The sequence below is a fragment of the Streptomyces sp. NPDC050085 genome, from assembly GCF_044460595.1.
Classification (GTDB): Bacteria; Actinomycetota; Actinomycetes; order Streptomycetales; family Streptomycetaceae; genus Streptomyces.
The window spans coordinates 394,456-406,970 of record NZ_JBITJZ010000004.1; the positions used below are offsets into that span (position 1 = coordinate 394,456).

General features: G+C 70.3%; 13 protein-coding genes. 8 read left to right on the forward strand and 5 right to left on the reverse strand.

The window, feature by feature from the left end; genetic code table 11:
* The first annotated feature begins 139 nt into the window (after positions 1-139).
* Entirely contained in the window at positions 140-727 is a 588-nt protein-coding gene (locus ACIBUY_RS17905) for a DUF6542 domain-containing protein (RefSeq protein WP_365569016.1), read from the forward strand.
* Positions 728-752: 25 nt separating this feature from the next.
* On the opposite strand, the gene ppgK is transcribed toward ACIBUY_RS17905, so the two are convergent.
* Both ppgK and ACIBUY_RS17915 read right to left on the reverse strand, forming a co-directional pair.
* A complete protein-coding gene (ppgK, locus tag ACIBUY_RS17910; RefSeq protein ID WP_399153010.1) occupies positions 753-1,499 on the reverse strand; it encodes a polyphosphate--glucose phosphotransferase in 747 nt (248 codons plus the stop codon).
* Between the two features lie 41 nt (positions 1,500-1,540).
* Positions 1,541-2,548 (reverse strand): 4-hydroxy-3-methylbut-2-enyl diphosphate reductase, encoded by a 1,008-nt coding sequence (locus ACIBUY_RS17915; RefSeq protein WP_365569022.1) that lies wholly within the window; start codon positions 2,546-2,548, stop codon positions 1,541-1,543.
* Between the two features lie 84 nt (positions 2,549-2,632).
* On the opposite strand from ACIBUY_RS17915, the gene ACIBUY_RS17920 reads away from it, so the two are divergent.
* The 4 genes from ACIBUY_RS17920 to ACIBUY_RS17935 all read left to right on the forward strand — a co-directional run bounded on the left by ACIBUY_RS17920 (position 2,633) and on the right by ACIBUY_RS17935 (position 6,294).
* On the forward strand, positions 2,633-3,994 hold the full coding sequence (locus ACIBUY_RS17920) for an APC family permease (RefSeq protein ID WP_365569025.1): 1,362 nt from the start codon (positions 2,633-2,635) through the stop codon (positions 3,992-3,994).
* Positions 3,995-4,040: 46 nt separating this feature from the next.
* Positions 4,041-5,270: an exodeoxyribonuclease VII large subunit gene (gene xseA, locus ACIBUY_RS17925; RefSeq protein WP_365569028.1), complete on the forward strand. Its 1,230-nt coding sequence runs from the start codon at positions 4,041-4,043 to the stop codon at positions 5,268-5,270.
* Positions 5,271-5,284: 14 nt separating this feature from the next.
* Positions 5,285-5,536, forward strand: coding sequence for an exodeoxyribonuclease VII small subunit (locus tag ACIBUY_RS17930; RefSeq protein WP_399153011.1), 252 nt, complete (start codon positions 5,285-5,287; stop codon positions 5,534-5,536).
* 167 nt (positions 5,537-5,703) lie between these two features.
* Positions 5,704-6,294 carry a malonic semialdehyde reductase gene (locus ACIBUY_RS17935; protein WP_365569034.1) on the forward strand — a complete coding sequence of 197 codons (591 nt, stop codon included), beginning with the start codon at positions 5,704-5,706 and terminating at the stop codon, positions 6,292-6,294.
* Between the two features lie 253 nt (positions 6,295-6,547).
* Here the strand turns inward: ACIBUY_RS17935 and ACIBUY_RS17940 are convergent, their stop codons facing one another.
* A complete protein-coding gene (locus ACIBUY_RS17940) occupies positions 6,548-7,081 on the reverse strand; it encodes a DUF4245 domain-containing protein (protein ID WP_365569037.1) in 534 nt (177 codons plus the stop codon).
* A gap of 227 nt (positions 7,082-7,308) precedes the next feature.
* Between ACIBUY_RS17940 and glpX the strand changes: the two genes are divergently transcribed.
* Entirely contained in the window at positions 7,309-8,346 is a 1,038-nt protein-coding gene (gene glpX / locus ACIBUY_RS17945) for a class II fructose-bisphosphatase (RefSeq protein WP_365569039.1), read from the forward strand.
* A 112-nt stretch (positions 8,347-8,458) separates the two neighbouring features.
* Here the strand turns inward: glpX and ACIBUY_RS17950 are convergent, their stop codons facing one another.
* Positions 8,459-8,827, reverse strand: a complete 369-nt coding sequence (locus tag ACIBUY_RS17950) for a WhiB family transcriptional regulator (protein WP_365569042.1) — start codon at positions 8,825-8,827, stop codon at positions 8,459-8,461.
* A 173-nt stretch (positions 8,828-9,000) separates the two neighbouring features.
* Positions 9,001-9,687, reverse strand: coding sequence for a DUF1707 domain-containing protein (locus ACIBUY_RS17955; protein WP_399153012.1), 687 nt, complete (start codon positions 9,685-9,687; stop codon positions 9,001-9,003).
* A gap of 167 nt (positions 9,688-9,854) precedes the next feature.
* On the opposite strand from ACIBUY_RS17955, the gene ACIBUY_RS17960 reads away from it, so the two are divergent.
* Both ACIBUY_RS17960 and ACIBUY_RS17965 read left to right on the forward strand, forming a co-directional pair.
* Entirely contained in the window at positions 9,855-11,528 is a 1,674-nt protein-coding gene (locus ACIBUY_RS17960; protein ID WP_399153013.1) for a fumarate hydratase, read from the forward strand.
* 186 nt (positions 11,529-11,714) lie between these two features.
* Entirely contained in the window at positions 11,715-12,512 is a 798-nt protein-coding gene (locus tag ACIBUY_RS17965; RefSeq protein WP_399153014.1) for a hypothetical protein, read from the forward strand.
* Positions 12,513-12,515 lie beyond the last annotated feature (3 nt).

The window sequence follows — 12,515 nt, forward strand, 5'->3', positions numbered from 1 at the left end:
GAGATGGGGTGTGGGCGGTCCACCAGTCTACGGGCTCGACGCCACCCGCCAGGGGCTCCGTATCGAACGCTTGCCCAAGGTCGGCCAAAGCGCGTGTCCCGCGCCGTATTCCGCACATAAGCCCACCTATGTTGGGCGTGTGGAGCAACCCAGGACCCGTCCCCCGCAATCCCGCCCCCGCGGCACGGCCCCGCTACCGCCGCAGGCGCAGGGCGGTCGTGAGCGCGGCGGGGCCGGCACCGTGTACCGGGCGTCCCGGCCGGTGCCGCCGCTCGTGCTCGCGCTGCGCCGCTTCCCGAACCCGCGGCTGACCGGTCTGGGCAGCGGCCTGTTCTGCACGGGCACGATGCTGGTGACCGGCTTCCTCGACATGCTGCTCTTCGCTGCCTCGCCCGCCGTGTACGGGGTGTTCTTCCTGCTGGTCAGCGGGCTCACCTCGGTCTGGGTGCGCAAGGCGGACCTGGTGGTGGCGCCGATCGTGGCGCCGATCGCGTTCGCCCTCGGCGCGGTGTCCATCTCCGAGGGCAAGGGCGGCTTCGCGGAACAGGTGATGGGCGTCTTCACCGCGCTGGCCCTGAACGCGGGCTGGCTGTACGGCGGCACGCTCGTCGCCGGTCTCGTCGTGACCGTACGGAAGGTGCGCCTGATGGCCCGGCGTGCCGGTCAGCGACGGGCCGCCGCCGCGCAGGCCCCGGCGTCCAGGGCGCCCAGGCCGCGGCGCGCGTAGCTGCTACCCAACGGCTACGTGGCTGCTACGTACGGGACGCCGTCATCGCGGCACCCACGATCCCCGCGTTGTTCTGCAGCTGCGCCGGGACGATCTGGGCCCTGATCCCGCGGATCAGCGGCAGGAACTTGTGGGCCTTGCGGCTGACGCCGCCGCCGATGATGAACAGCTCCGGCGAGAACAGCATCTCGACGTGCACCAGGTACTTCTGGACGCGCTTGGCCCAGTGCTCCCAGCTCAGGTCGTGCTCCTCGCGGGCCTTGGTGGAGGCGCGGTGCTCCGCGTCGTGGCCGTCCAGCTCCAGATGGCCCAGCTCCGTGTTCGGCACGAGCACGCCGTCGCTGAACAGGGCGCTGCCGATCCCCGTGCCGAAGGTGAGCAGCAGCACCGTGCCCTTGCGGCCGCGGCCCGCGCCGAACTGCATCTCGGCGACGCCCGCCGCGTCCGCGTCGTTCAGGATCGTGACCGGGATGCCGCCGAGCTTCTCGCCGAGCAGCGCCCGGGCGTCGACGTCGATCCAGCTCTTGTCGACATTGGCGGCGGTGCGGATCGTGGAGCCGCCGGTGACGACGCCCGGGAACGTGATGCCGACCCGGTCGCACGCGCCGTCGAAGTGGTCGACGACCTGCTTGACCCCGTCGGCCACCGCGTCGGGCGTGGCCGGGTGCGGGGTCAGCACCTTGAACCGCTCCTGGGCCAGATCGCCGCGCTCCAGGTCGACCGGAGCGCCCTTGATTCCTGTTCCCCCGATGTCCACGCCGAAGATCTGCATGACTCCACGCTACGACGGACCACCGACGGTCACTTCTCGAGTCACTTCTCGGGAGCGGAATCCCCCATCAGCGCGGCGGCCTCGGCGCGCAGGTCGCGGCGGAGCTCCTTGGGCAGCGAGAACGTGATGGACTCCTCGGCCGCCTTGACGATCTCCACGTCCGCGTAGCCGCGCTGCGACAGGTACTCCAGGACCTCCTCGACGAGGACCTCGGGCACGGAGGCGCCGGAGGTGACGCCGACGGTGCTGACGCCGTCGAGCCAGGACTCGTCGATCTCGCTGGCGAAGTCCACGAGGTACGCGTCCTTCGCACCGGCCAGCTTGGCGACCTCGACGAGGCGCTTGGAGTTCGAGGAGTTGCGCGAGCCGACGACGATGACGAGGTCGGCCTCGGCACCCATCTGCTTCACGGCGAGCTGACGGTTCTGCGTGGCGTAGCAGATGTCGTCGCTGGGCGGCGAGACGAGCCCGGGGAACTTCACCTTCAGGGCGTCGACGGTCTCCATCGTCTCGTCCACGGACAGCGTCGTCTGGGACAGCCAGACGACCTTCTCCGGGTCGCGGACCTCGACCTTGGCGACGTCCTCGGGGCCGTCGACCAGCGTGATGTGGTCCGGGGCCTCACCGGACGTACCGATGACCTCCTCGTGCCCCTCGTGCCCGATCAGGAGGATGTCGAAGTCGTCGTTGGCGTAACGGATCGCTTCCTTGTGGACCTTGGTGACCAGCGGGCAGGTGGCGTCGATGGTGGCGAGCTTGCCGCGCTCGGCCTCCTGGTGGACGGTCGGCGCGACGCCGTGCGCGGAGAACATCACGATCGACCCCTCGGGGACCTCCTCCGTCTGCTCGACGAAGATGGCGCCCTTCCGCTCCAGGGTCTGCACGACGTACTTGTTGTGCACGATCTCGTGGCGGACGTAGATCGGGGAGCCGTACTGCTCCAGGGCTTTCTCGACGGCGATCACGGCACGGTCCACACCGGCGCAGTAGCCACGGGGGGCGGCGAGCAGAACACGGCGGGAGCCAGTGGTAGCAGTCATGTTCCCCATCGTAAGGCCGCGCCCAGGAGGCCAAAGATCCCCTGTGTGGGGAGACTGAAAGTCTTGTCACACACGGAGGCTCCCGGAGGCCCGATGTCCGCCGACACCACGCCAGAAGAGACGGCACTGCGCCGCAGTCTCGGCTTCCGGGACCTCGTCGTCTACGGGCTGCTGTTCATCGCCCCCATGGCGCCCGTCGGCGTCTTCGGCACCCTGGACGCGAAGTCGCACGGCGCCGTCGCCCTCGTCTACGTCGTCGCCACGATCGCGATGGCGTTCACCGCGTTCAGCTACGCGCAGATGGTGCGGGTCGCTCCGAAGGCGGGCTCCGTGTACGCCTACGCGCGCGTGGGGCTCGGAAACGGGCCCGGTTTCGTCGCGGGCTGGATGGCGATGCTGGACTATCTGCTGATCCCCGCGGTGGCGTACCTGTTCTCCGGGATCGCGATGAACGCGCTCGTGCCGTCGGTCTCCCGCTGGGTGTGGACGGCGCTGGCCGTCGTCATCACGACGGTGCTGAACCTGTGGGGCGTACGGGCCGCGGCCCGCGTCGGCTTCGCGGTGCTCGCCCTGGAGATCGTGGTGCTTGTGGTCTTCATCGTGTCCGCGGTCGTCGTGCTGATCCGCGACGGGGCCGAGCGCGGCTGGCTGTCGCCGCTGACGGGTGACGGCACGCAGGGCACGTTCGCGCTGTCGGCGGTGATCGGCGCGGTGTCGGTGGCGGTTCTGTCGTACCTGGGCTTCGACGCGATCGCCACGTTCGCCGAGGAGGTGACGGGTGGTTCGGCGAAGGTGGCGCGGGCCGTGCTGTTCTGTCTGGCGCTGACGGGTGTGCTGTTCGTCCTGCAGACGTACCTGGTGGCGCTCCTGGAACCGACGACATCGGCGCAGCTGGCCGCCGATCCGGGCAAGCAGGGCAGTGCGTTCTACGACGCCGTGGACACGTCGGTCGGCGGGTGGCTGCACGATCTGGTGGCGGTCAGCAAGGCGATCGGCGCGGCGTTCGCGGCACTGGCCGGGCAGGCGGCCGCGGGCCGGCTCGTGTTCGCGATGGCCCGCGACCGGCGCCTGCCGAAGGCGCTGTCGCGCACCGACTCGGGCGTGCCGCGGCGTGCGCTGCTCGTGGCCGCGGTGATCACGCTGGTCGCGGCGGTGTGGGCGGCCCGCCGCGACGACGGCCTCGACCACCTCACGTCGGTCGTCGACATCGGCGCCCTGAGCGCGTTCACGCTGCTGCACGCGAGCGTGGTCGGCTATTTCGTGGTGCAGCGCCGGGGCGGCGCGGTCAGCTGGTGGCGGCACGTCCTGATCCCGGTGCTCGGCGCGGCGATCGCGGTCGCGGTGATCGTGGAGGCGTCGGGCGCGGCGCAGGTGGTCGGCGCGATCTGGCTGGTCGTGGGGCTCGCGGTGCTGCTGGTCCAGCGCGGCCGGGACGTGGCCGGGCCGACGCCCTGATCGGGAGCGGGTCGGCGATGTCGGTGGCGGCGACTACCCTCGCGGCATGGCTGCCAATACGTCCCCGGATGCCCCGCTCCCCGTGGGTGAGGTCTCCCGGCTGATCGGCGGATGGATCGACCGGCTCGGTGCCGTGTGGGTGGAGGGGCAGATCACGCAGCTGTCCCGCAGGCCCGGTGCCGGGGTGGTGTTCCTGACGCTGCGCGATCCGTCGTACGACATCTCGGTGTCGGTCACCTGCTACCGGCAGGTGTTCGACGCGGTGGCGGACGTCGTGACCGAGGGCTCCCGGGTCGTCGTGCACGCGAAGCCGGAGTGGTACGCGCCGCGTGGGCAGCTCTCCCTGCGGGCCGCCGAGATCCGCCCGGTCGGTGTCGGTGAACTGCTCGCGCGCCTTGAGCAGTTGAAGAAGTCCCTCGCCCAGGAGGGCCTGTTCGCCGCCGAGCGGAAGAAGACGCTGCCGTTCCTGCCGCAGCTCATCGGGCTCGTCTGCGGACGCGCGTCGGCCGCGGAGCGGGACGTGCTGGAGAACGCGCGGCACCGCTGGCCCGCGGTCCGCTTCGAGGTGCGGAACGTACCGGTCCAGGGTGTGCACGCCGTGCCGCAGGTCGTGCAGGCGGTCAAGGAGCTGGACGCCCTGGAGGGCGTCGACGTGATCATCGTCGCGCGCGGCGGCGGCAGCGTGGAGGACCTCCTCCCGTTCTCCGACGAGCAGGTGGTGCGGGCCGTGGCCTCCTGTCGTACGCCCGTCGTCTCCGCGATCGGCCACGAGCCGGACAATCCCCTGCTCGACTACGTGGCGGACCTGCGCGCCTCCACGCCCACCGACGCGGCGAAGAAGGTCGTGCCGGACGTCGGCGAGGAGTACGAGCGGGTGCGCTGGCTGCGCGACCGGGCGCGGCGCAGCGTCGAGGCGTTCATCGAGCGCGAGGAGCGGGGCCTGGCGGCCGCGCTGGCCCGGCCCTCGATAGAGGACCCGCACCGCATGGTCGACGAGCGCGAGGAGCAGGTCGCGGCGCTGACCGAGCGGGCCCGCCGCACCCTCGGGCACCTCCTTGACCGGGCCGAGTCCGAGCTGACGCACACGCACGCGCGCGTGGTCGCCCTCTCTCCCGCGGCCACGCTCAAGCGGGGCTACGCGGTGCTGCAGAAGGCCGACGGGCACGTGGTGCGCGCTCCGGCCGAGGCACCGGCCGGTGAGGAGCTGCGGGCGCGGGTCGCCGAGGGCGAGTTCACCGTACGAGTCACAGAAGTACCCAGCACGGACGAGGCGTGAGGACGGACAGCAGCATGACCACGAAGACGGCCGAAGAGACGCTCGGCTACGAGCAGGCCCGGGACGAACTGATCGATGTCGTACGGCGGTTGGAGGCCGGCGGCACCTCGCTCGAGGAGTCCCTGGCGCTCTGGGAGCGCGGCGAGGAGCTGGCGAAGGTGTGCCGCCGCTGGCTGGACGGGGCGCGGGCGCGGCTCGACGCGGCGCTCGCGGAAGGGGACGACGGGGCCGACGGGGACGACGGGGACGACGGGGAGGACGGGTAGGACAGGGAGGACGGGTAGGACAGGGAGGACGAACAGGGTCACGAGTGAACAGGGTCACGAGAGGTTTTGTTGAAAGTTGAACCTCACTGGCGTACTGTCGTGGGTACCGGCTGATCCGGACGGATCGGATCACCCAGCCGCCACGTTCGTCGCAAGAAGGTTGATCGATGTCTCTCGTTCTTGACCCCGCCGCCCAGGACCTCCTCTTCCGCGAGGCCCGCACCGCGAACACGTTCACCGACGAGCCGGTGACCGACGAGCAGGTGCAGGCGATCTACGACCTGGTCAAGTTCGGCCCGACCGCCTTCAACCAGTCGCCGCTGCGCATCACCCTGGTCCGCTCCCCCGAGGCCCGCGAGCGCCTGGTCAAGCACATGGCCGAGGGCAACCAGCCGAAGACGGCCGCCGCCCCGCTGGTCGCGATCCTCTCCGCGGACAACGAGTTCCACGAGGAGCTGCCGGCGCTCTTCCCGCACTTCCCCGCCGCCAAGGACGCCTTCTTCTCGGAGCGCCCGGTCCGCGAGGGCGCCGCCGCGCTGAACGCGACGCTGCAGGCCGCGTACTTCATCATCGGCGTGCGCGCCGCCGGCCTGGCCGCGGGCCCGATGACCGGCCTCGACTTCGCCGGCGTCCAGAAGGAGTTCCTGGACGACGACCACACCCCGCTGATGGTCATCAACATCGGCAAGCCGGGCGAGGACGCCTGGTTCCCGCGCTCCCCGCGCCTTGAGCTCGACCAGGTCATCACGACCGTCTGAGCCGTCCGGCAGACACACGGAAAGAGCCCCCGGCACCAACGGGGGCTCTTTCCGCATACACACCCGGGACCGGCCGACACGCTTGTCCGGCTGGGGGTCCGGGGGTCGCCCCCCGGGAGAATGCAGTCCGCGCTCCCCGCGCCTCGAGCTCGACCAGGTCATCACGACCGTCTGAGTCCGAGCACCGCAGACACGCATACGGAAGGGCCCCGGCTGCTGCCGGGGCCCTTCCGTGTGTCTGCGTACGTGCGCGTTACGCGCTCTTGTCCTGCTTCATCTCCAGCGCCTCGGCCATCTTCGCCAGCTGGTCGAAGCCGGCCGTGCCGGTCACCATCGTCGTGGAGCCCTTCTCCTTCAGCACCAGGGCGTCGTACTTCGCACCCTTGTACTGCTGCCAGTCCTTGCCGTCGATGGACCGGGTGCCGCTCGTCTCCTTGGCGCCCAGGCTCTTGTCCCGGATGAAGCGGGACGGCTTGTCGATCGACTGCTCGACGGCGACGTACTGGCCCTCGGGGTCGAGGAAGCCCAGGTGCCAGAGCTGGTTCGGCTCGTCCGTGTAGCGCACGGACGTCGCCTTCCACTCCGTCGGCAGACCCGTGGGAGCGGCCACCGGGTACGACGCCGCGCGCCTGGCCGTCAGCAGCTCGACCCGGTAGTCCTTGCGCTCGACCGGCGACTTGGAGCCGTCGTGCGGGACGAACGCGTAGGCGATGCCGGCCGCGACGACGCAGACGCCGAGCGAGAGGACCAGGCTGCCGACCGTCTTCTTGCCATTTCTTCCTGCCACGCGCCCCATCGTCGCAGGTCCCCGGATGATCTCCGGCGGGAGGGGGTCCGAAATGCGTGACCTGACATGGTCAGGGCGACCACGCAGCCCGCTCATCCGTGGGGCCCCCTGCTCAGATTGTCGTACGGACGATAGAGTCGACCCCACAAACCCTCATCCGGCCGTCGTCGTATCCCGGTGAACAGCCCGAAAACGCCTGAAACGCCGGAACAGAAAGGTGCGTCTCGATGACCGAGCAATCCCACCAGCTGCCGTCCGAACTCGAAGTGCCCGCCGAGGCGCCCGACCGCAACCTCGCCCTGGAACTCGTCCGTGTCACCGAGGCCGCGGCGATGGCCGCCGGCCGCTGGGTCGGCCGCGGCGACAAGAACGGGGCGGACGGCGCGGCCGTGCGCGCCATGCGGACCCTCGTCTCCACCGTGTCGATGAACGGTGTCGTCGTCATCGGCGAGGGCGAGAAGGACGAAGCCCCGATGCTCTTCAACGGCGAGCGGATCGGGGACGGCTCGGGCCCCGAGTGCGACATCGCCGTCGACCCGATCGACGGCACGACGCTGACCGCGAAGGGCATGCCCAACGCAGTGGCCGTGCTGGCCGCCGCCGACCGCGGCACCATGTTCGACCCGTCCGCAGTCTTCTACATGGACAAGCTGGTCGCGGGTCCCGAGGCCGCCGACTACGTGGACATCAACGCCCCGGTCGCGGTGAACGTCCGCCGCGTCGCCAAGGCGAAGCGGGCCACCCCCGAGGACGTCACCGTCGTCATCCTCGACCGGCCGCGCCACGAGGGCATCATCAAGGAGGTCCGCGAGGCCGGCGCCCGCATCAAGCTGATCTCCGACGGCGACGTCGCGGGCTCGATCCTCGCCGTCCAGGAGGACAACGGCGTCGACCTGCTGCTCGGCATCGGCGGCACCCCCGAGGGCATCATCTCGGCCTGCGCGATCAAGTGCCTGGGCGGTGTCATCCAGGGCAAGCTGTGGCCCAAGGACGACGAGGAGCGGCAGCGGGCGCTCGACGCCGGGCACGACCTGGACCGCGTCCTGTCCACCGACGACCTGGTCTCCGGCGAGAACGTCTTCTTCGTCGCCACCGGCATCACCGACGGCGAGCTGCTGCCGGGCGTGCGCTACGGCTCCGAGCGGGCCCACACGTCGTCCCTGGTGATGCGCTCCAAGTCCGGCACGATCCGGCAGATCGACTCGACGCACCGGCTGAGCAAGCTGCGCGCGTACAGCGCGATCGACTTCGACCGCGCGAAGTAGAGGCGGAGTAGCGGCGAAGTAGTACCCGAGTCGTTCAAACGGCTTTCGTGGATACGTAGTTGGGGGCGCCCCTTGTGCGGAGGGGCGCCCCCGACTGCGTACACGCAAGGAACTAGCCGGCGGCCGCCACCGTCCGCGTCGTCTTCTTCAACTCGACCTCGCGCCGGCGCCTGCGGGCGAGGACCACGCGGCGCTCGGCCGCGGTGAGGCCGCCCCACACCCCGTACGGCTCCGGCTGGAGCAGGGCGTGCTCACGGCATTCGACCATCACGGGACAGCGGGCGCAGACCCGCTTGGCGGCTTCCTCGCGGGACAGGCGCGCGGCGGTGGGTTCCTTGGAAGGGGCGAAGAAGAGTCCGGCCTCGTCGCGCCTGCACACGGCCTCCGTGTGCCACGGTGCTTCCTGATCCCTCTCCCCCACTGGCCCGCGCTGCTGCGGAACGGCGGCGACCTGCAGGGACTGATGCGGCGGATGCAGCACGGTCTACTCCTGACGACGGCTTACGACGGCTTTCGCGAGCGAGAGGCGATCGGTAGACGATGCAGCAACCTCTACCCGCTGTGTCGGCGCCTATGCACTGAGTTCCGAAGGACGGAAGTTCCCGAGCGCATACGGGAGTTCGCGCGGCGGACCCGGGGCGTCCGCCCGCCGGGTCAGCCCAGGTACTTGCGCACGTACTTCTCGAGATCGCGCACGATGCGGCCGCGCTTCGGCTTGGCGTCGACGCTGCCGAGGACCGCGATGCCGTCGACGTACACGACCGGGGCGTCGGGGTCCGCACCGTCCATCGCGTCCACCTCGAAGCTGCCGAGGACGCCGCCGCCGCTGCCGCGCAGCGAGATGTTCTCGGGGACCCTCACCGACACGTTCCCGAACACCGAGACCGCCTTGATGTAGACCTCGCGGTGCTCGAAGATCGCCTCGCTGAGGTCGATCTCCACGTCGCCGAAGACGGCGTACGCGTGCGTGCGCCGGGCCGGGCGCCAGCGGCCCTTGCGGCTGGTGGAGCTGAACACCGCCACCAGGTTCTCCCCCGGGACGGCCGGGATCGTGCCGGGCGCCGGGCGGTCGGGGGCCACGCCCCTCGCGGCGGCCGCGGCGGGGCGCGCCTGGTGGGCGCCTGGCAAGTCCCTTACCAGCGGCTCCAGTTCACCCACGGTCTTGGCCCGGTACACGCCGTCGATCCGCTCGGCGTGCTCGTCCGCGTCGAGCCGCCCCTCGGCGAGCGCCTCGCGCAGGATGTCCGCGATGCGGTCGCGGTCGGCGTCGGAGGCGCGCAGATCGGCCGGCTCCGCCGCCGCGGGGGCGCTCTGCTGCTGGGGGCGCTTCTCAAGGTCCACGTCCCCAGCGTACCCAAACGCGATAGATCGCGACTAGGGGGCCGTCACCGATCCCGGGGTGCGAACTGAGCCTTACCTCACAGGACTCGCCGTCCCGCCAGGTTCTACGCTGGTTGGCGCTGCCAACGGATGCCAGCTAGCTGTCTGTCGAGTGAGGAATGGGCGAGATGCCTGAGTTCGCGTACACCGATCTGCTCCCCCAGGGCGAGGACACCACCCCGTACCGCCTGGTGACCTCGGAGGGCGTCTCCACCGCCGAGGGGCCGGACGGCCGTACGTTCCTGAAGGTCGAGCCGGAGGCGCTGCGCAAGCTCGCCGAGGAGGCCATCCACGACATCCAGCACTATCTGCGCCCGGCCCACCTCGCGCAGCTGCGCCGCATCGTGGACGACCCCGAGGCGTCGAACAACGACAAGTTCGTGGCGCTCGACCTGCTGAAGAACGCGAACATCGCGGCCGCGGGCGTGCTCCCCATGTGCCAGGACACCGGCACCGCCATCGTCATGGGCAAGCGCGGACAGAACGTCCTCACCGAAGGTGAGGACGAGAAGTCGCTCAGCAAGGGCATCTACGACGCCTACAAGAACCTCAACCTGCGCTACTCGCAGATGGCTCCGCTCACCATGTGGGAGGAGAAGAACACCGGCTCCAACCTCCCCGCGCAGATCGAGCTGTACGCGACCGACGGCGGCGCCTACAAGTTCCTCTTCATGGCGAAGGGCGGCGGCTCGGCCAACAAGTCGTTCCTGTACCAGGAGACGAAGGCCGTCCTGAACGAGGCCTCCATGATGAAGTTCCTGGAGGAGAAGATCCGGTCGCTCGGCACCGCCGCGTGCCCGCCGTACCACCTCGCGATCGTCGTCGGCGGCACGTCCGCCGAGTACGCGCTGAAGACCGCGAAGTACGCCTCCGCGCACTACCTGGACGAGATCCCGGCCGAGGGCTCCGAGCTCGGTCACGGCTTCCGCGACAAGGAGCTGGAGGAGAAGGTCTTCGAGCTGACGCAGAAGATCGGCATCGGCGCGCAGTTCGGCGGCAAGTACTTCTGCCACGACGTGCGCGTGGTGCGCCTGCCGCGGCACGGCGCCTCCTGCCCCGTCGCCATCGCCGTCTCCTGCTCGGCCGACCGCCAGGCCGTCGCGAAGATCACCGCCGAGGGCGTCTTCCTCGAGCAGCTGGAGACGGACCCGGCGCGGTTCCTGCCGGAGACGACGGACGAGCACCTCGACGAGTCGAGCGACGTCGTGAAGATCGACCTGAACCAGCCGATGGACGCGATCCTCGCCGAGCTCACCAAGTACCCGGTGAAGACCCGGCTCTCGCTCAACGGCCCGCTGGTCGTGGCCCGCGACATCGCGCACGCGAAGATCAAGGAGCGGCTCGACGCGGGCGAGGAGATGCCGCAGTACCTGAAGGACCACCCCGTGTACTACGCGGGTCCGGCCAAGACCCCCGAGGGTTACGCGTCCGGTTCCTTCGGGCCGACCACCGCCGGGCGCATGGACTCGTACGTGGAGCAGTTCCAGGCCGCGGGCGGCTCCAAGGTGATGCTCGCCAAGGGCAACCGCAGCAAGCAGGTCACCGACGCGTGCGACGCGCACGGCGGCTTCTACCTCGGCTCCATCGGCGGCCCCGCCGCACGTCTGGCCCAGGACTGCATCAAGAAGGTCGAGGTCGTCGAGTACGAGGAGCTCGGCATGGAGGCCGTCTGGAAGATCGAGGTCGAGGACTTCCCGGCGTTCATCGTCGTCGACGACAAGGGCAACGACTTCTTCCAGAACCCGGCGCCCGAGCCGACGTTCACGCACATCCCGGTGCGCCAAGGGTCGCAACTGGCCTAGCCTGCTTCGGCTGGCGGCCACCCGTGGCCGAGGATCGCAACACGCACATCCCGGTGCGCGGGCCCGGCCCGGCGTAAGCAGACCCTCCATTGGATCACCCTCCGCATCTGTGCGATTGCGGAGGGTGATCACATATTTGAGGGTGGGAGGGCACCGCGTGCCGCTTCCTCGGAAGGACCCCGCCCCATGTCCCCGTCCCGCCCCCGCTCCTCGCTGCGCCGGACCGTCTGGACCGTGCCTCTCTGCGCCGCGCTCGCCGGGGCCCTGACCCTGGTGCCCACCGCGGCGGCGGCTCCCGCCGGTCCGACGCCGCCGGCACCGGCCGTCTCCACTCCTTCCGCACCGCCCACGCTGCCGCCCCTGCCGACGCTCGACTCACCGAGCCCCACGGCTACGCCCACGTCGACGCCCACCCCCACCCCTACTCCCACTCCTACGCCTGCGCAGCCCCCCGGGCTCACCGCCAAGGAGGACCCGCACCGCGACCGGGAGCGGCTCGCGCAGAGCTGGCGGATGATCGGCAAGTTCGGCGGGGCGACCGGGTCGGCTGCCGATCTGGCCGGGCTCGCCCTGGGCGGCGAGAAGGACCCGGTCAAGCTCGACATCGCGGTCGCGGACGCGAACAAGGGCCTGGACAACCTGCTCGCGATCATCCCGGGCGGCTCGCTGAACCGGGCCCTGTCCAGGGGCTACGACATCAAGTCCACGGTCGACCTCCTCAAGGCCGACAACCGGGCGTTCGCGGAGGCCGGGGAGAAGGGCGACGTCGCGAAGATCATGTTCCAGGCGGCGTTCACGATGTTCCACCTCGGGCTGCTCGCCACCGACATCTTCTTCGGGATCGGCATGAGCATCGCCCAGACGTTCCTGCCGTTCCCGCTGCCGGAGTTCAAGTTCCCGACCGCCACGCCGACGCCTACGCCTACGCCGACCCCGACCCCGACCGCCACGCAGTCCCCGACGCCGAGCGCGTCCACCTCATGAAGC

What these genes read in the sequence shown, in the direction of transcription:
- ppgK (WP_399153010.1), bottom strand. Translation starts at nt 1,499, where the DNA reads ATGCAGATCTTCGGCGTGGACATCGGGGGAACAGGAATCAAGGGCGCT.
- ACIBUY_RS17915 (WP_365569022.1), bottom strand. Translation starts at nt 2,548, where the DNA reads ATGGGGAACATGACTGCTACCACTGGCTCCCGCCGTGTTCTGCTCGCC.
- ACIBUY_RS17920 (WP_365569025.1), top strand. Translation starts at nt 2,633, where the DNA reads ATGTCCGCCGACACCACGCCAGAAGAGACGGCACTGCGCCGCAGTCTC.
- xseA (WP_365569028.1), top strand. Translation starts at nt 4,041, where the DNA reads ATGGCTGCCAATACGTCCCCGGATGCCCCGCTCCCCGTGGGTGAGGTC.
- ACIBUY_RS17930 (WP_399153011.1), top strand. Translation starts at nt 5,285, where the DNA reads ATGACCACGAAGACGGCCGAAGAGACGCTCGGCTACGAGCAGGCCCGG.
- ACIBUY_RS17935 (WP_365569034.1), top strand. Translation starts at nt 5,704, where the DNA reads ATGTCTCTCGTTCTTGACCCCGCCGCCCAGGACCTCCTCTTCCGCGAG.
- glpX (WP_365569039.1), top strand. Translation starts at nt 7,309, where the DNA reads ATGACCGAGCAATCCCACCAGCTGCCGTCCGAACTCGAAGTGCCCGCC.
- ACIBUY_RS17960 (WP_399153013.1), top strand. Translation starts at nt 9,855, where the DNA reads ATGCCTGAGTTCGCGTACACCGATCTGCTCCCCCAGGGCGAGGACACC.
- ACIBUY_RS17965 (WP_399153014.1), top strand. Translation starts at nt 11,715, where the DNA reads ATGTCCCCGTCCCGCCCCCGCTCCTCGCTGCGCCGGACCGTCTGGACC.